This window comes from Blautia sp. HCN-1074 (assembly GCF_037890165.1).
Lineage (GTDB): Bacteria > Bacillota > Clostridia > Lachnospirales > Lachnospiraceae > Blautia_A.
Genome location: NZ_JBBKBP010000008.1, coordinates 114000 through 132740, shown reverse-complemented (window position 1 = coordinate 132740; position 18741 = coordinate 114000). Strand labels below are relative to the sequence as shown.

15 protein-coding genes and 1 tRNA gene are annotated in these 18741 nt (G+C 41.9%); 5 read left to right on the top strand and 11 right to left on the bottom strand.

What is annotated here, in order from left to right; all coding sequences use genetic code 11:
• The first annotated feature begins 30 nt into the window (after positions 1-30).
• Both WKT11_RS09205 and WKT11_RS09200 read left to right on the top strand, forming a co-directional pair.
• The gene (locus WKT11_RS09205) at positions 31-675 is read left to right on the top strand and encodes a YesL family protein (protein WP_117676129.1); all 645 of its coding nucleotides are present in this window, start codon (positions 31-33) and stop codon (positions 673-675) included.
• Between the two features lie 22 nt (positions 676-697).
• On the top strand, positions 698-1426 hold the full coding sequence (locus WKT11_RS09200; RefSeq protein WP_117676131.1) for a hypothetical protein: 729 nt from the start codon (positions 698-700) through the stop codon (positions 1424-1426).
• A gap of 122 nt (positions 1427-1548) precedes the next feature.
• Here WKT11_RS09200 and WKT11_RS09195 read toward each other — a convergent pair whose 3' ends face one another.
• From WKT11_RS09195 to modA, 3 genes are read right to left on the bottom strand one after another with little or no spacing between them, the layout of a single operon-like run.
• Positions 1549-2607: an ATP-binding cassette domain-containing protein gene (locus WKT11_RS09195; RefSeq protein ID WP_181977689.1), complete on the bottom strand. Its 1059-nt coding sequence runs from the start codon at positions 2605-2607 to the stop codon at positions 1549-1551.
• The gene (gene modB, locus WKT11_RS09190; RefSeq protein WP_117676135.1) at positions 2607-3302 is read right to left on the bottom strand and encodes a molybdate ABC transporter permease subunit; all 696 of its coding nucleotides are present in this window, start codon (positions 3300-3302) and stop codon (positions 2607-2609) included. The genes WKT11_RS09195 and modB overlap by 1 nt, the downstream gene beginning before the upstream one ends.
• Before the next feature lie 2 nt (positions 3303-3304).
• On the bottom strand, positions 3305-4222 hold the full coding sequence (modA, locus tag WKT11_RS09185) for a molybdate ABC transporter substrate-binding protein (RefSeq protein ID WP_340283914.1): 918 nt from the start codon (positions 4220-4222) through the stop codon (positions 3305-3307).
• A 209-nt stretch (positions 4223-4431) separates the two neighbouring features.
• On the opposite strand from modA, the gene WKT11_RS09180 reads away from it, so the two are divergent.
• Both WKT11_RS09180 and WKT11_RS09175 read left to right on the top strand, forming a co-directional pair.
• Positions 4432-4644 (top strand): TOBE domain-containing protein, encoded by a 213-nt coding sequence (locus WKT11_RS09180; RefSeq protein WP_008706085.1) that lies wholly within the window; start codon positions 4432-4434, stop codon positions 4642-4644.
• The gene (locus tag WKT11_RS09175; RefSeq protein ID WP_117676137.1) at positions 4637-5575 is read left to right on the top strand and encodes a substrate-binding domain-containing protein; all 939 of its coding nucleotides are present in this window, start codon (positions 4637-4639) and stop codon (positions 5573-5575) included. Before WKT11_RS09180 ends, WKT11_RS09175 begins: the two co-directional genes overlap by 8 nt.
• 89 nt (positions 5576-5664) lie before the next feature.
• On the opposite strand, the gene WKT11_RS09170 is transcribed toward WKT11_RS09175, so the two are convergent.
• The 3 genes from WKT11_RS09170 to WKT11_RS09160 all read right to left on the bottom strand — a co-directional run bounded on the left by WKT11_RS09170 (position 5665) and on the right by WKT11_RS09160 (position 11071).
• Entirely contained in the window at positions 5665-6567 is a 903-nt protein-coding gene (locus WKT11_RS09170) for an undecaprenyl-diphosphate phosphatase (RefSeq protein WP_117676138.1), read from the bottom strand.
• A gap of 212 nt (positions 6568-6779) precedes the next feature.
• Positions 6780-9995: a carbamoyl-phosphate synthase large subunit gene (gene carB / locus WKT11_RS09165; protein WP_117676140.1), complete on the bottom strand. Its 3216-nt coding sequence runs from the start codon at positions 9993-9995 to the stop codon at positions 6780-6782.
• Positions 9995-11071 (bottom strand): carbamoyl phosphate synthase small subunit, encoded by a 1077-nt coding sequence (locus WKT11_RS09160; RefSeq protein WP_022380222.1) that lies wholly within the window; start codon positions 11069-11071, stop codon positions 9995-9997. The genes carB and WKT11_RS09160 overlap by 1 nt, the downstream gene beginning before the upstream one ends.
• A gap of 450 nt (positions 11072-11521) precedes the next feature.
• Here WKT11_RS09160 and WKT11_RS09155 point away from each other — a divergent pair.
• Positions 11522-11605 (top strand) — tRNA-Leu (locus tag WKT11_RS09155).
• A 194-nt stretch (positions 11606-11799) separates the two neighbouring features.
• On the opposite strand, the gene WKT11_RS09150 is transcribed toward WKT11_RS09155, so the two are convergent.
• The 5 genes from WKT11_RS09150 to WKT11_RS09130 form a co-directional block, all read right to left on the bottom strand.
• Entirely contained in the window at positions 11800-12939 is a 1140-nt protein-coding gene (locus WKT11_RS09150) for a hypothetical protein (protein WP_181977691.1), read from the bottom strand.
• Positions 12940-13132: 193 nt separating this feature from the next.
• A complete protein-coding gene (locus WKT11_RS09145) occupies positions 13133-14626 on the bottom strand; it encodes a leucine-rich repeat domain-containing protein (protein WP_117676143.1) in 1494 nt (497 codons plus the stop codon).
• Positions 14627-14934: 308 nt separating this feature from the next.
• Positions 14935-15558, bottom strand: coding sequence for a DUF7575 domain-containing protein (locus WKT11_RS09140; protein WP_117676145.1), 624 nt, complete (start codon positions 15556-15558; stop codon positions 14935-14937).
• 91 nt (positions 15559-15649) lie between these two features.
• The gene (gene clpX / locus WKT11_RS09135; protein ID WP_117676147.1) at positions 15650-17071 is read right to left on the bottom strand and encodes an ATP-dependent Clp protease ATP-binding subunit ClpX; all 1422 of its coding nucleotides are present in this window, start codon (positions 17069-17071) and stop codon (positions 15650-15652) included.
• A 247-nt stretch (positions 17072-17318) separates the two neighbouring features.
• Positions 17319-18734 carry a S1C family serine protease gene (locus WKT11_RS09130; protein ID WP_117676149.1) on the bottom strand — a complete coding sequence of 472 codons (1416 nt, stop codon included), beginning with the start codon at positions 18732-18734 and terminating at the stop codon, positions 17319-17321.
• Between the last annotated feature and the right edge of the window lie 7 nt (positions 18735-18741).

Below are 18741 nucleotides of genomic sequence, written 5' to 3'. Positions count from 1 at the left end.
GCTCCCAATCTGACAGGAGGTAATTATATTATGAAAAATTTCTTCAATCCGGATAATACAGTTATGCAGTTTATAACCAAAACAGCACTCAGCGTTTACCTGAACATTTTATGGTTCATCTGCTGTATTCCTGTTGTTACCGCCGGTGCTTCCACAACTGCACTTTTTTATGTCACTCTGAAAATGGCACGAAATGAAGAAGGAAACATCACCAAAGACTTCTTTCATTCCTTTAAGAGTAATTTCCGACAGAGCACAATCGTATGGCTTATTTTACTGGGAATCGGAATCATCCTTGGCATAGACGGCTATGTGTTATACCATCTGCGATTTGAAAATGTTTTCTGGACCATCATAACAGCTGTTTTTATTGTTGCAGTAATTGCCTATGCCATTGTTCTTCTCTACATTTTCCCATTAATGGCGCGCTTTGAAAACTCCATTCCTGCCATGTTTAAAAACTCCATTATCACAGGAATGCGTTTTCTCCTCTGTACAGTTTTGATGATGGTTATCTATTTTATAATGACAGTGGTTGTAATCCGTTTCTTCACACCGGCAATTATCTTTGGCGAAGGACTCTGTGCATTTTTATGCTCCTGTCTTCTTTCCAACATTATGAAACTTCTGGAGGAAAAAAGTATTTCAGAAACTTCCAGCCCTTTACGTACATGATTTTTATAAAGGAGACTCGTTTATGACTTCCACTCATACCAGAATTTCCAGTCTGCCAGGCACAAAAGCAAAAATCAGGTATATCTGGGATTATTATAAACTGCCGATTATTTTTGTATGTATTGTGATATACATCATAGGATATATTCTGTATGGACACCTTACAGAAAAAAATCAGATTCTGTCTGCTGCCTTTGTAAATTTCGTTCCAGATGAAGAACTGAGCGAACAGCTTGGAAATGGTTTTCTTGACGCACAGAAAATTAATGATTCCAGAAATGAGGTTCGTCTGTACAAAGGTTTATATCTTACAGATAACGAAAATAATCCTAACCACGAATACACCTACGCCTCCCGTATGAAGATCCTTGGAGCAATTGACAGTGAATCACTTGATGTTGTATTCATGAACAAAGAAGCATTTGACGCCTTTTCCCAAAATGGTTATCTCTGCGATCTTGAGAAACTGCTTCAGCAAAAAAATCCCGGATTATATAAGGAAGTTTCTCCATTTCTTCAGACAAATACAAAAATCCTGAACGATAATTCAGTAGATATATATCTGGACCCTTCTGTTACTTACTCAGCTGAGACAAAGGAATATCCCATGGGACTGGATATTTCCGAATCTGTCTATTTAAAAAATGCAGGCATGAACGGCACTGTTTATCTGGGAGTGATTTCCAACTCCCCTCATTTATCAGAAGCTGTGTCTTATATTGATTATCTTTTCAACAGTAATCTGTCATAATTCAGATTGCAAAAAGTGCTGTATCTTCTTTCCTGGAAATGAAGATACAGCACTTTTCATTTTTAACCAAATCAGGTAAGTCTTCTGCGATGCTTACGAGTCTCCACTGACTTTTATAGTTCTTATTTTATATCTTTCAGCAACATCAGATGCTCTGTCGGAAAGCAGATATATTTCGGGACTTTTGCCTGCGGGTCTTCTTCGAAATCTCCTTTCGGACACATCCACCAGACCGGCTGACAGTCTCCGCCTTTCTTGTTCTTCAGTAAATACTGATGTTCAAAGGTCGTTTCAATATATTCCATAACTTCCACTTCCATGTGGTTCTCTCCGCCTTCAGATGCACCTTTCATCCAGTGACCGCGGATTCCCACATGGGTAACATCATCCGGCACCACATCTTTGGTCTGCAACATCAGATCCCAGTCCACTGCATAAATGCTGTGTTCTCCCATCTTCTGTACAGTTGAGAAATTTTTACATCCTGTCAGTCTGGCTGCCTGCAGAATACCGGGGCGCTCAAAGAGTTTCTTTGTTTCTCCTGTAGTAAGCGCCTGACCGCTGTCCAGAATTGTCAGATGTCCGCAGAACTTGTAAGCCTCATCACGGCTGTGAGTGACCAGAATCATATCACCTGTGTACTCATTAAGAAAGTTCTGCATATCACGCTGCATGATATCTTTCAGATATCCATCCAGTGCTGAGAACGGTTCATCCAGAAGGATGACTTCCGGTTCTCCGATCATCATTCGTGCCAGTGCGACACGCTGCTGCTGACCTCCGGAAAGCTGTCCCGGATAACGTTTCTCCAGCCCGTTAAGCTGATAGCGCTCTATGTAATCTGCCACTTTTGCCTTAAGATGTTTCTTATCCCCTCTGTATCCGCATGCAATATTCTTCTCTACAGTCATGGTAGGAAAAAGTGCATAGTTCTGAAAAAGATAGCCAACCTTCCTCTCCTGCGGTTTCAGATTGATCTTTTTTTCTGAATCGAAAAGAACTTTATCATTTACAACAATTCTTCCTGAGTCCGGTGTCTGGATTCCTGCAATACAGCGCAGAGTCATACTTTTTCCGCTTCCGGATGCTCCAAGGATTCCCATTGGAGAACCATCACTCTCCAGCTTTACTTTCAGAGTGAAGCCATGAAGTTTCTTCTCAATATCCACACTGACTGCCATTACATCCACCTGCCCATCTTCATTCCCTTACCGGAAACAATATTGATTGCCGCAACGATCACAAATGAAATGATCAAGATTACAACTACCCAGAAACCGGCCATTCCATAATTTCCTGCCGCAGTTTCAGAAGCAATGGCGACAGAAACAGTTCTTGTCTTGCCAAGAATATTTCCTGCAAGCATAGATGTTGCGCCGTATTCTCCGATTGCTCTGGCAAATGCAAGCACCGTACCGGAAGCAATTCCGGGTCCTGCTGTCGGCATGACAACTGTCCAGAAGATTCTTCTGTCACTCATACCAAGTGTCTTGCCTGCTGCGATCAGATTCACATCCACCTGTTCAAATGCAGCGCGTGCATTTCTGTACATCAACGGAAACGCAATTACAGATGCTGCGATCACGCAGCCCTTCCAGGTCTGTACGATCTTAATGTCAAAATTATCCAGCAGAAATGCCCCCAACGGACGTCTCAGGCTGAACAGCAGAAGCAGGATGAAACCGGCCACTGTCGGGGGAAGTACCAGAGGCATGGTCAGGATACCATCCAGTATGCCTCTGGAAACAGGTTTCATCTTCATTACCAGTCTCGCAAAGAATATCCCCAGAAAGAACGCGATCACAGTAGCCGCGAAACCTGTTTTCAGTGAAATCCATAAAGGACTCCAGTTTATTTCTGCCAGAAATTCACTCATTCTTATTTAGCTTCCTCTGTTGTCTCTGTCTCAGCATTTGTTTCTGTGTCATCTGTTTCTTCTGTTGTTTCTGCATCTTTATCATCTGTTTCGGAAATATCATCTACTTTGTATGCTGTAAAGCCATATTTCTCAAACACTTTCATAGCGTCATCAGATTTGATGTACTCAAGAAATGCTTCTGCAGCTGCTGTATCATCTTCAGATGCCTCTTTGTCTTCGATAAGGCCTACCGGATAGCGAACAGGTGTCTTCAGTGCATCTGCCGGAGCTTCTGCGATAACGTCTACTTTATCTGCAACGGAAGCTGCATCTGTAGCATAAACGATACCGATCTCATTACTTCCTTCACTTACTGCAGCAAGAACTTCAGATACATTTTTACCTTCATTGATCTCCATCTTATTTACTTCATCTGTAATTCCAAGGTTGTCAAAAATCTCTCTGGCATACTGTCCAACCGGAACACTGTCACCTGCAAGTGCAATATTGGCTGCATCTGTAATGTTCTCAAATCCTGTAACTTTTGTTTCTCCATCCTTAGGTTTGATCAGAACGACTTTATTCTCAAGGATATCTTCTACAGTATCTTTCTTAGCCAAATTTTCGTCTACCAGAGCATTCATCTGTTTATCAGCTGCTGAAAAAAAGATATCACAGCGTGCGCCTTCTTCTATCTGTGTCTGTAATGTACCTGAGCTGTCTGCATTGTAGAGGATTTCAACATCAGGATATGTCTCATTGAAGTCTTTCTGGATTTCTTCCATTGCATTGCTTAAGCTCGCTGCGATGAATGTGTTGACTTCACCTTTTAAGTCTGTATCCGCTGCGAAAACTCCTGTGCTGAGCATTCCTGCGCTCAGTACTCCTGCCATCATTGCTGCAATTAATTTCTTTCTCATATTTTTACCGTCTTTCATTTAGTTTCGTTTTGTTTTGTTCAGTTTTGTTTCATTTTGTATCTATTGTACAAAACTTTTGTATTCTTGTCAATTTTATTTGTATATGTTATCATGTAAATGACAAAAGGTCGAAAGCCTTATTTTTACCGGCATAAACAACTTTCCGGCCTTTGATCGGGTATCAGATAAATCTATAGAAAAAAATAATAAACAGTGAGGTAATTATCATGAAATTAAGTGCACGCAATCAGTTAAAGGGGAAAGTAGTAAGTATCAATAACGGAGCTGTAAACTCCATCGTTTCTATTGATATCGGCGGCGGAAACATTATTACAGCAACCATCTCCTGTGCAGCAGTTGAAGAATTAAACCTGAAAGTAGGTTCTGATGCTTATGCAGTGATCAAGGCTACTAATGTCATGGTAGGTATTGATGAATAAACTTTACACAGCTCAGGAGGTCGCAGACCGTCTGAAGATCAAAAAGACGACGGTCTATGAACTTATCAAGCGCGGTGAGCTGGAATCTTCCAAAATCGGAAAACAGCTCAGGGTCAGTGAAGAACAGTTGACACAGTATCTTAACAGAAGCAGTTCCGGCAATTTCGGAAGCGGGCAGGATATTCCGTACACTTCTGTTAATTTTGAACCTGAGAGTTCTCTGCTGAAGAGGGATTATCTGCTTCATTCCAGTGGTATCATTTTAGGCGGCCAGACTTCTGCTACCCTGGAACTTCTTCTCGGCAAAATGTCCGCTCATCCTGATGGGCTTCCTGTCCTGCAGTCTCATATGAATGACTATAACGGACTTTATTCCCTGTATTTCGAAAAGGCACATATCGCTGCTACCAGTCTGGATGTAGATGATATCCGTCACCTGGTTCCCGGAATCCCTCTGGTACTTCTTTCTTTATATAAATACTCTGTCGGCTTCTATGTACAGGCCGGAAATCCTGAAAAAATTTCTTCTGTAGAGGACCTGACGAATCCGAAAGTTGTTTTTATGAATCGTGAAAAAGGAAGTGCCCGCAGGGTTTATCTGGACCGTCTGTTAAAAGAACGGGGAATCTCTTCTGAAAAGATCAGCGGATACAGAAATGAAGCTGTCTCTGATATGTCATCTGCATCTGCTGTTTTTGAGCACAGAGCGAATGTTGCTTTGGGAGAAGAAATGATCGCACGTTATTTTCCGGGACTTGATTTCGTCCCTGTAACTGATATGCAGATGTATCTGGCAATTCCTGCGAAATCAGTGAAAAATCCGGGGTTCTCTGCTCTTGTGGAAATTGTACAGTCTGAAGATTTCAAAACTGAGATTCATCATCTGACAGGTTATGACACCTCTTATACCGGTGAAATGATCTGCATATAGGAATCCTGTAACATGATAAAAAGCCCTGCTGTCCGGGATATACGCTTATGACGTACATGCCGCTTATACAGCAAGGCTTTTCTTATGCATTAACCAAGAAGTGTTTTTCCGATAAAGTATCCAAGCACCAGAATACCAAGTGCGATTCTGTACCATCCGAATACCTTGAAATCATGTTTCTTTATGTATCCCATCAGGAATTTAATCGCGATAATGGAAACTACAAATGCCACTACCATTCCCACGATCAGGATCATCACCTCTGTTCCTGTGAAGGAAAAACCGAATTTCAGGATTTTCAGCAGACTGGCTCCGAACATGACCGGGATTCCCAGGAAGAAGGTAAATTCTGCTGCTACTGTACGGGAGGTTCCTGCAAGAATACCTCCGATAATAGTGGAACCTGAACGGGATGTACCCGGAACTACGGAGAGTACCTGGAACAGACCGATGATGAATGCAGTCTTAAATGACAGATTTTCCAGATTTGTACAGGTTGGTCTTCTTCTCTTGTTATAGTTCTCAATGACAATGAAGAGGATACCATATACGATCAGTGCAATGGCAACTACTACATAGTTATTAAATTTCTCTTCAATGACATCATTAAACGGAAGTGCGATAACAATCGTCGGTATACAGGCTACTATAATTTTAAACCAGAGCACCCATTTCTCTTTATCACAGAATTTCTCCACAAAAGTAAGAATTCCTCTGGACACTGCACCATGCCTGTTAAGCACTGCCTGCTGCTTCTTTGAAATTGGTCTGATATAAAACGGCCACAATTTGTTCCAGTAGAGAACTACAACCGCGAGAATCGCGCCAAGCTGGATCACTACGAAAAACAGATTCTTAAAATCCTCTGTCACATTCAGTTTCAGAAACTCATCCACCAGGATCATATGTCCGGTACTGCTGATCGGGAGCCATTCTGTGATTCCCTCCACAATCCCAAGGAAAATGACCTTTAACAGTTCAATAAAATCCATAATCTTTCCTTTCTTACAGCATTCATCTATTTTCTTTTATCTGCTTATATGATTATATTACACACCATGATGCCGGCACAACTGTAATTTGCAATTTTCGTACTATAGCAATCCTCATATAAGATAAAATATGACAGCAGCTGCCATCTTCCACAAAGAAAATGCAACTGCTGTCTTTTCATTTTATACTATATCATTTATCTGCTGTAAAATTATCGCCTTGCGATCGTAGCAATATCAATAAGAGATAAATTATTCAGGTCTGTATTCTCAAGGCTGGTTGCCAGTGCTTCTGCTGTATCCAGAGAAGTAAGGACATTGACACCTGTCTCGATGGCGTTACGTCTGATGACGAAACCATCTTTCTGATGCTCTACGCCCTGTGGCGGAGTATCGATGACAACGTCGATCTTATGACCAAGGATAAGGTCCATAAGGTTTGGTGCAGGCTGCTCCAGCTTATTTGTACGGATTACCTTGATTCCGTTTTCTTTGAGGACTTTTGCAGTTCCCAGTGTAGCATAGATTCTGTAGCCAAGTGCTTCGAATCTTCTTGCGATCGGGATGATATCCTGTTTGTCTTCGTCTTTAACAGTGATGATCATGTTTTTGTGTTTCGGAAGACGGATACCAGCTCCGATAAATGCTTTATAAAGTGCTTCGTTAAATGTCTCAGCAATACCAAGGCACTCACCTGTAGATTTCATTTCCGGTCCAAGACTGATATCAGCGCCACGGATCTTCTCAAATGAGAATACAGGCATCTTGATCGCATAGTGTTTTGCTTCCGGCTGAAGTCCCGGTTCATAGCCCATATCTTTCAGCTTGTATCCAAGGATTACCTTCGTTGCAAGAGGAACGATCGGAATTCCTGTTACCTTGCTGATGTACGGTACAGTACGGCTGGAACGAGGATTAACCTCGATTACATATACATCATCTCCAAGAACAATGAACTGGATGTTGATCATACCGATAACATGCAGTGCTCTTGCAAGACGTCTGGTGTATTCTGCAATTGTCTCTTTTGCTTTTTCGCTGATGGTCTTTGCCGGGTATACGGAGATACTGTCACCGGAGTGGATTCCGGCACGCTCAATGTGCTCCATGATACCAGGGATCAGGATATCCTCGCCATCGCATACAGCATCGACTTCGATTTCCTTACCCATCAGATATTTATCAACAAGGATCGGGTGCTCCTGTGCGATCTGATTGATCACACCGATATACTCTTCTACATCCTCATCGCTTACAGCGATTCTCATGCCCTGACCGCCAAGTACATAGGAAGGACGAACCAGAACAGGATAGCCCAGCTCATTTGCCGCTTTCTTAGCTTCCTCAGCAGTAAATACTGTCTGTCCCTTTGGTCTCGGGATCTCGCATTTTTCAAGAATCTCGTCGAAAAGTTCTCTGTCTTCTGCTGCATCTACGTTCTCAGCAGATGTTCCGAGGATCTTAACCCCCATCTTTGTCAGTGCTTCTGTTAATTTGATAGCTGTCTGACCACCGAACTGTACAACTGCTCCGTCCGGTTTCTCAATATTTACTACATTCTCAACATCTTCCGGTGTCAGAGGCTCGAAATACAGTTTGTCTGCAATATCAAAGTCTGTACTAACTGTTTCCGGATTGTTGTTGATGATGATGGTCTCATAGCCTTCTTTTGCAAATGCCCATGTACAGTGCACGGAACAGAAGTCGAACTCAATACCCTGACCGATACGGATCGGACCGGAACCAAGTACAAGGATTTTTTTCTTGTCCGGTGTTGCGATTGCTTCGTTCTCTGTACCCTCATCACCGTATACAGAATAGTAATATGGTGTTGCTGCCGCAAATTCTGCGGCACAGGTATCAACCATCTTATATGCTGCTTTAATCTGATATTCTTCACGGAGAGCTTTAATCTCTTCTTCCGTTTTGCCTGTCAGACGTGCAACGATGTAGTCCGGGAATTCCATGCGTTTTGCTTCAAGGAGAAGCTCTTTTGTAAGCTTTCTGGTCTTAAGAGCATTTTCCATACCTACAAGGATTGCAATCTTATCGATGAACCAGATATCAATCTGTGTGATGTCATGAAGCATGGACTGCGGCATACCACGACGGATTGCTTCTGCAATCTTCCAGATTCTGCGGTCATCTACGATTTCCAGCTCTGCAAGAAGTTCCTCGTCTGTAAGCTGTGTGAAATCATAGGACATCAGACTGTCTACGTGCTGTTCCAGAGAACGGATTGCTTTCATCAGGGCACCTTCGAAGTTATGGCAAATACTCATAACCTCACCTGTAGCCTTCATCTGAGTAGTAAGGGTTCTCTTTGCAGTGATAAATTTATCAAATGGAAGTCTCGGAATCTTAACTACACAGTAGTCAAGCATTGGCTCGAAACTTGCATATGTCTTTCCTGTGATCGCATTCGGAATCTCATCCAGTGTATAACCCAGGGCAATCTTTGCTGCAACCTTTGCGATCGGGTAACCTGTTGCCTTACTTGCAAGTGCAGAGGAACGGCTTACACGCGGGTTAACCTCGATTACACAGTATTCAAAGCTGTCCGGTTTCAGAGCGTACTGAACATTACATCCGCCTGTGATTCCAAGCTCTGTGATGATGTTCAGGGCTGAAGTACGGAGCATCTGATATTCTTTATCTCCCAGTGTCTGAGACGGAGCAACTACGATAGAGTCACCTGTGTGGACACCAACCGGGTCAATGTTCTCCATGTTGCAGACTGTGATGCAGTTTCCTGCGCTGTCACGCATTACTTCATATTCAATCTCTTTCCATCCTGCGATGCAGCGCTCTACCAGAACTTCACCTACACGAGAAAGACGAAGACCATTCTCCAGGATTTCACGGAGTTCATATTCATTATGGGCGATACCGCCGCCGCTTCCACCGAGTGTGTAAGCAGGACGGAGAACTACCGGATAGCCGATGGTATTTGTAAATGCAAGACCATCTTCTACTGTTGTAACAACCTTGGATGCTGCGATTGGCTCACCGATCTTCTCCATGGTATCTTTAAATTCCTGACGGTCCTCTGCTTTCTTGATGGTCAGAGCTGTGGTACCGATCAGTCTTATATTGTGTTCTTTCAGGAAACCTTTCTCATCCAGCTCCATGGCAAGGTTTAATCCTGCCTGGCCGCCCAGTGTAGGAAGGACGCTGTCCGGTTTCTCTTTCAGGATAAGCTGTTCTACTACTTCTACTGTCAGAGGCTCGATATAAACTCTGTCAGCGATATCTTTATCTGTCATGATGGTTGCAGGGTTGGAGTTAAGAAGAACAACCTCAATGCCTTCTTCTTTCAGGGAACGGCATGCCTGTGTTCCTGCATAGTCAAACTCTGCTGCCTGGCCGATGATAATCGGGCCGGAACCAATTACAAGTACTTTTTTAATGTCTTTATTTCTTGGCATTATTTATTTCCTCCCATCATATCCATAAATCTGTCAAACAGGTAGCTGGAATCCTGCGGTCCCGGGCATGCTTCAGGATGGAACTGTACAGTAAAGATGTTCTTTCCTTCGTATGCCATACCTTCGTTTGTGCCGTCATTGACATTAACAAATGCAGGTTTTGCAATGTTTTTCTCTTCAAGTCCCTCAGCATCTACTACATAGCCATGGTTCTGGGAAGAAATGTAAACACGTCCTGTTGCAAGGTCTTTGACCGGATGGTTTCCGCCTCTGTGTCCGTATTTCATCTTATGGGTATCTCCACCTGTTGCAAGTGCCATCAGCTGATGTCCAAGACAGATTGCAAAGATCGGAACTTCAGAATCGTATAATTTTTTTATTTCTTTTATAATAGAAGTACATTCCTTTGGATCTCCAGGGCCATTACTTAACATAATGCCATCCGGGTTTGCCTCCAGAATCTCTTCCGCAGGTGTCAGTGCCGGATAAATTGTAACCTCACATCCTCTTTCATTCAGGGAACGTGCAATGTTTCTCTTTGCTCCCAGGTCAAGAAGTGCTACTTTCGGGCCATCGCCTTTTAAGATTTCTTTCTCGCGGCATGTTACCTTCTCTACTACCTTACCTGTTGTATATGCTTTTAACTGGGGGATAATTGTATCTAAATCATAATTTTCATTGACGGTGATCATACCGTTCATGGTACCTTTCTCACGAAGGATTTTCGTCAAGGCTCTGGTATCAATTCCGGCAATACCTGGAATATCATGCTTTGTTAAGAAATGCTGAATCGTGTCCACGCTTCTGAAATTACTTGGGACACGGGATAATTCGCGGACAATAAAGCCGTCCACCCATGGCTTTGATGACTCCTGATCATCATAACAGATTCCGTAATTCCCAATGAGGGGATAAGTCATACATACTGCCTGTCCTGCATAGGAAGGGTCGGTCATTACTTCCAGATAACCAGTCATGGAAGTATTAAAGACGATTTCGCTGATAACGTCTCTCGTTGAACCAATGCTTGTACCTTTGAACACATGGCCATCTTCTAATATCAGAAATGCTTTCATACAATCTCCCTTTCTTATCTTTATATTGTGTCTATCACTTATTTTTTCCTAAATCTTCAAGATTGTATCACAGCAAAGTGCTTTTTTCAACCTTATGAGACGCTAAAAATAATTAAGTTTGCGCCAAAAAACTTTTTGTATTGTCAGATTTCCAATGTCAATCGGATATTCGCAATCCGCTTTCGCTACTTGCTCATAACCAAATAACTGCTTCGCAGTTTATCAGAAGGGGCTTGTACCCCTTCTGATACAAGCAAGTCCCCACCCACTGCTTATTGCTCTTCGCAATTGATGCAGGGGACTTACTTGATTTGGTTAAACTCAGAAATTGTCTGTTTTGAAGCTACTGTAAAAAAAATTAAAAAAATTTCAAAAAACCTATTGACTTTTATCCATGTATCGGTTATTATAAATGAGCAGTCGCGAGAGAGCGATTGATAAATAAGAAATGCAGAAGTGGCGGAATTGGCAGACGCGCAGGCTTCAGGTGCCTGTGGTAGCAATATCGTGTGGGTTCAAGTCCCATCTTCTGCATTATTTTTTTATTTATGGGAAGTCTTTTAACAAGACTTCCCATTTTTCTTTTATATACCAGAATATGTTTGAAAAATCATTTCTGTAATCTGCATACTATCTACACCAGAGCATGCCTGAAAAAAGACTTTCTGCAAGATATGCATCACATTTGCAACAGGTTTGTCTGAATGAAGGCAATATAACAGGCTCTCTCATGATACAAAAGACATCAGATATCTGTATATCTTCCATGTAGTCTCGTTATCGTAATGCGTTCCATCTGTCGTTCGATATCCATTTTTCTTTAAATAAGAATAGAGATCCAGATATTTCACATTGGCAACTTCATTTTTCATCCTGGAATTAAATTCTTCGATTTCTTCATTTGTCACATAAGGATCCTTAGTCACCTGTCCCACCGCCACAATATACACATTCGCTCCTTTTGCTTTCCACTTTGGTACCTCTTCATTTAGCAGGCTGATATAGTTTGAAATATTATATACATCATTTACACCAAGCCAGATAAAAATGTCCTCATTTCCTTTCATCTGTTCCTGTAATTCTTTCAGTGCTGTATCTCTGAGCCATTTATATCCCATACCAACTTCACAGATCCATGTAATCTTATCATTCTCAACAACATCTTTCATCATATCTGTTCTTGAATCTCCGATCATGATCGTTGTCCGCTGAACCGCTTTTGCAGAATCACTTGATTCAGAGCATACTACATTTCCCTGATTTTTTACATATGCCCGTATTTTGTAATAATAAGTCTTTCCACAGACAGCTTCTGTGTCAAGATAACTAAATGTACTGTTACCGGAAATCACTTTGATTCTCTTATATCCACCATTCATTTTTTCTGATCTGAACACCTGGTATCCCTGTGCTGAATTGATTTTTTTCCACTGCACAGAAACTCCTTCTTCTTTTACTTGTGTCCTGGTAATAACTGGTTTTCCGGGTGCTGTTTTTATCTCTAATGTTTTTGAGAACGGGCTATACAAAGTTTCACTGCCCGATTTCAGATAGGAACGTATTTTATATGTATATATTTTATCTGTAGAACCTGTCAGTTTAAAACTCGTGATATTCTTGTCTTTAATTCTGCCCACACATTTATACTTTCCATAGGCTTTATAGTATAAAAAAATATGATATCCGGAAGCCCGCTTTACTTTATTCCATGTAATCATTACTTCATTTCCACCGGCCTTTCCACTCAGCACAGGGGTTTCCGGTTTTTTGGCAGCACCATATACTGCTGTTATCATTCCTGTCTGCAGTATCAGCATCATTACAAAACAAATGGTTATCTTATACCCGAATTTAAAAAGTCTCCTCAAAAATATCCCTCCTATTCCCTTCAGGCGGATATCAATGCTCCGCTTTCGCCGGCTGTCTGAGAGCAGTGTAAGAAACAATCCTGCCCGGAGGGCTTTTTATATCATGGAAATTACTCCGTAATGTTCCTGTGATACAAAAAGCCGGCTCTGTAAAAGATATCTGCTTTCACATCTGCCGGCTCTTAAATGTCATTTATTTAATTTTTATTTTCTTTACAGAACTGTAGTCTGTATATACTTTCTTTCCATTTACAGTTTTATAAGCGCGTGCTCTGAAATAATAAGTCTTTCCACTTGTAAGTTTCTTGGATGCACTCTTTTTGGTTGTTCCTTTCGCTAATGCTTTTTTAATAGAAGTTTTTGATGTTCCATAATATACATCGTATCCTTCTACATCCGTAGCACTCCAGCTGGCAGTTACATATCCTTTTTTAGATGATTTCACAGTAACTGTTGGTTTCGCTGATGCAGCTTTTGCTTTCACCTCTACTGAGTTAGACCAGGATTTATCATTTTTATTCTTATCCTTAATCTTTACAGTCGCTGTAAGTTTATATGTATAACTTGTTCCTGCAGTAACTGTTGTGTCATCATAGGTCTCGCCGAATTCAGGATCGTCAAGTTCTCCTTCGCCCCATGTTTTAATCGTTGTATATGCGCCATTTCCTGCTTTTCTCTCAAGCTTATAAGTAGCATCCTCAGAGCTGGAGCCAATACTTAATGATATCTGATTCCATGATGTGCCTGCTGAAGCTTTCGCCTTAACCATCTTTATTTTAGATGCCACTTTTGAATCACAGCTGAACTGCTGTGGCTCACTGATCCATTCCGGTGTGAAATCTACGGAAGATGTTTTGCTTAATGTATTTCCATCAAGGAAAAGTGATGTTGCCTGACATCCTTCTGTCGCATTGGATAATGCCAATGTAGTGATCTTATTATTTCGCAGATCCAGGATTCCTTTAAATCCGGCACAGTTAAAGGATGTAATCGCATTGTGAGATGCATCAACCTCTGACAGATTCGGAAGTGCCTCGCTGTCTCCGATATTCAGTCCTGCATTTGTCTGAGTTGTAAATTTGTTGTAACTTGCATCGATATAATCTAAGTTCTTCAGATATTTCTTTGATGGCATTGTTACTTTTGTCAGACTGTTGTTCGAATATCTTACTGTCTGCAGGCTTGTACATTTGCTGAGGTCTAATGTTCCGCTTAAGCTGTTCTTACTCAGATTTATGGCAGTCAGTTTGGTATTCTTTGTCAGACTTACCGTTTTTAACTTATTGCCGGAAGCATACAGTTCTGTAAGAGCTGTAAATCTCTCAATGCCTTTCAGATTCGCAACGCCTAATCCTGTTATATCGATTTTGGTAACAGCGCTGATTTCTGAAGCAGCAAGTTTTTTATCTTTGTTAGTATCAATATTGTCTAAAATATACTGACGGAATTTCGCATCCGGAAAATTTGTAGAATTGACAGCTACTGCGGCAGTTGCCTCTGCTGCATCTGACTGAAATTCAGAAGTATCATCTACATCCGGAATCTCTTCTCCTGCATCAGTTGTCTGTTCTGCCACTGCAGATGTATCGTCATCAAAATCAGCTGCATTGACACAAACACCTGAGGTCATCATTGTTGCACTGATCACACTTGCGACAAATAACTGATATAATTTTCTGTTTTTCATCTTTACCTCTCCTGTTCCTGATTTTTGGGTTACTGTTTACTTCGTTCCCAGTAACGGTTTTTGTACTCTCTGATACGATATAAGGTTATCATATACCCCTGTCTTTTGCAATACATTTTTAATTATAATGTAATTTTTTTACAGTTTTGTAAAATTCAGGTTACTGTGCATTGCGAAGTGTGTTGCCGGACACGGAATGAGCAACAACAAACTCAGGTTACTTAATATTCGCTGTACTTAGGGACACATACGGGAAGCCGCTGTATCGAAATTAATAAATGCATTTCTCTGGCAGCGGCTTTCTTCTGTTATTTATCTGTATCTTCTTCTGTTACTTTTTCTGCTTCCGGTTCTTCCACTGTCTCTTCTTCCACTGTTGATTCCTCCACTGGCTGTTCCTGTGCTGAACTTGCTTCTGCAGACTCTTCTGTTTTTGGTTCTTCTGGCTGTACTTCTTCCTGCGCTTTCTCAGTCCCACAACTCCCATCTTCAGAGTCTTCCTCAGAAGATACCGTGTCACCCTCTACATCCTTTGCCGGTTCCGGAGTCGGACATGGAGTTCCGCAATATGGACAAAAGCTTACATTGATATCAACTTCCCGCTCGCAGGAAGGACAGATCTTCTGCCCTTTTATATTAGCAGCACTGTCTTTGTATTCTCTGACTTTCAGATAGTGCTGGTCGATTTCCTGGCACAAAGCGCTCAGTTCACTGTCAATTCCATCACCCTGAGAGTGTCTTCTGTAAATGACATCACCGATATCCACCTTAATCTTCTCAATGATGCGTTCTTCACTGGCAATCTTATTTCTGATTTTCTGTGCTTCGATGCCCTGTTCTGCGCGGGCGCCTAATTCTTTGGTGGCCTTTCCGATTTCTTTGGTTGTTTTTGAAAGTGTTTTAACCAATCCGTCAATAATTTCTGCTGCCATAATATCTGCCCCTTTCCAAATTAATTTACAGTTGCTTATTCATCTATAATTACCCGTTGTTTCGCGGCTACAGCCAAACGGATATTTACAATCAGTGAACGCCCTCCAGCAGTACAGGTTCCTGACCACGAAGAAGGATTCTCGGACCCCCATTTCCTTCTATGTATTCTTTCGTGATCACTACCTCACCTATGCTGTCATCCTTTGGAATCTCATACATGATATCAAGCATGTATTCCTCCAGAATCGCGCGAAGTGCTCTGGCACCTGTATCTTTCTTTAATGCCTTTGCTGCAATCGCGTGAAGTGCTCCGTCTTCAAACTCCAGTTTTACTTCATCCAGTGCCAGAAGCTTCTGATACTGCTTAAGTATCGCATTCTTAGGCTCTTTCAGAATCTTCACCAGCATATCCTCAGTCAGGCCATCCAGAGTGAAAATAATCGGAAGTCGTCCGATAAATTCCGGTATCATTCCAAAGTTACGGATATCCTCCACGGTTACTTTCTGAAGAATATGTGGATCATTGTCATATTTGTCTTTAAGATCTGCATAGAAGCCAATGGATGCCTGTTTATTCAGTCTTTCCTTGATGATGTTCTCCAGATCCGGGAAAGCGCCGCCACAGATAAACAGAATATTACGTGTATTTACCGTTACAAGCGGCACCATCGCATTTTTGCTGTTTGCTCCTACCGGGACTTCCACTTCACTTCCCTCAAGAAGTTTCAGCATTCCCTGCTGCACAGCCTCACCACTGACATCTCGCTGATTGGTATTCTTTTTCTTCGCGATCTTATCGATCTCATCAATGAAAATAATGCCATGTTCTGCACGCTCCACATCATTGTCTGCCGCCGCCAGCAGCTTGGAAACAACACTCTCTATATCATCACCGATATATCCGGCTTCTGTAAGAGACGTTGCATCAGCGATAGCAAGCGGTACATCAAGAAGTTTCGCGAGTGTCTTTACAAGATAGGTCTTACCGCATCCGGTAGGTCCGATCATCAGCATGTTGGACTTCTCGATTTCGATCTCATCCATAGTGTCCGTCGCCACACGCTTATAATGATTGTAAACAGCCACAGACATTACTTTCTTAGCCTTGTCCTGACCGATCACATACTGGTCAAGAGTTTCTTTGATTTTATGTGGAGCCGGAATGTTCTTAAGATCCAGAACCGGCTTCTCCTCTTTCTTTTTCTTCCTGGCCTTCTTCGGCTGCTGAACAGGATTCTGGAAACTGCTCAGATCGATCATGCTTACATTAGGCATATTCAGAAGATCTGAATAATTAAATTTTCCGTCATTGAACTGCTGATTCATAGAATTAAAGCTCTTCTGCATACAATCTGTGCAGACGTGGATATTATTCGGCAGTTCAATCATCGGGCCAGCCTTACTCTCCGGTCTGCGGCAAAGGAAACAGAATTTCTCTGCTTTATCTTTCTTCTCTTCTCCATCATCTGTATCGTTATCTATTATTTCATCATCATTATAGTTCTCGCTCATAATGACTCCTTTCCATGTTTATTCACATTCAAAAGCAAATTATACCCAGTTCATTAATAGACGCCTGTCAGTGGTTTTGATTTGCTTATATAGGATTATACCATACTCTGTCTCTATCACAAAATAAAACTTTTATAAACAACCAAATTCAGAAAAAGGCACGTTACTGAGAACGGAGTGAACAGTAACAAAGGCACCACCATACGGCGATGCCTTTTTGAATTTTCATATGGATACCATATATTTTTTATTCGTTATCCGGTCTGGTTCCGAGAGTCAGCTCTATTGTACTTTCCTTATACTCTCCATTATCCGATCTTGCCACAACAACTTCTATTTTCTCACCGGATTTATAGTATTGTAATTTATCCAGCAGATCATCACCATCGCTAACTTTCTGGCCATCAAATTTCACAATAATGTCGCCCTTGCAAATACCACTTTCCTCTGCCGGCGAACCTTCTTCTACGCCTCTTACGAAAGCACCTGTCGGCATATTATACATCTGAATTGCTTCTGTCGTCAGGTTTGCGAGTACAACTCCCAGATACCCTTTCTCGCTGGTATCAACCTTCTCTCTGGTCTCACGGTTCATCAGATCCTCCAGAATTGGTTTCGCCTTGGAAATTGGAATGGCATATCCCATGCCTTCTACGGAACTGTCTGCATATTTTGCGGAATTGATTCCAATCAGCTGCCCTTTCATATCAAGCAGTGCGCCTCCGCTGTTTCCGGGATTGATTGCTGCATCGGTCTGGATCAGTCCTGTACTGTCTGTTCCATCTTCTGTAGAAATTGTTCTGTTCAATGCGCTTACCCATCCGGATGTAACAGACTGTCCATACCCTAATGCATTACCAATAGCCACCACCTGCTGTCCAACTACTAAATCATCCGAACTTCCTATCTGCGCTATCTTAATCTGATTCAGAGTATCCTCAGGAATGTCAGCTTTCTGTACTGCAACTACAGCCAGATCGTTGTCCGCATCAGTACCTTTAATCTTGGCACTGACCGCATCTTCCACATTCAGATCTCCATTATCACCGGCATTCACTGTCTCTGTTTCCGCACTTGACACATCATCTCCGATAAAGCAGACGCTTAACGTTGTCGCACCCTCTACCACATGATTGTTCGTAGCGATCAGGAGTTCATCATCATTATCCCCGACGATAATTCCTGAACCACTTGCTGCGCTTTTATACTGACGTGAACCATACCCAAAGAAACTTGGTATCTCCTGAACACTTACTGTAGTAATCGCAACTACTGAGGGCATGGAAGCCTGTGCTACTGCTGCCACATTTCCGTTCTCAGAAGCAGCTGTCGCAGTCTCATCTGCACTGTCTGTTGTTGCCTCCTGCTGATCTACACTCTCCGTGGTTTTTATCTGAACATCAGATTTGCCTGCATCGAAAAGTCTGTCCGCTGTAAAGTTTGCCGTCTGAAATACTACCGATGCCACCAGCCCGAAAATCACAGCCAGTGCGATCGTAGTTCCTGCTTTTTTCCGAAAAGAATTTCGATTCTTTTTATTATCAGAGGGATCTGGTGTTGTCAACGCCGTTCGGGATTCTTCATGAAATTGATAATGCTGATATCTGGGTGGTTGTTGTCCGGGATTCTTCTGCTCTTCACCCCAGTTTGTCTCATCATTCATATAATCC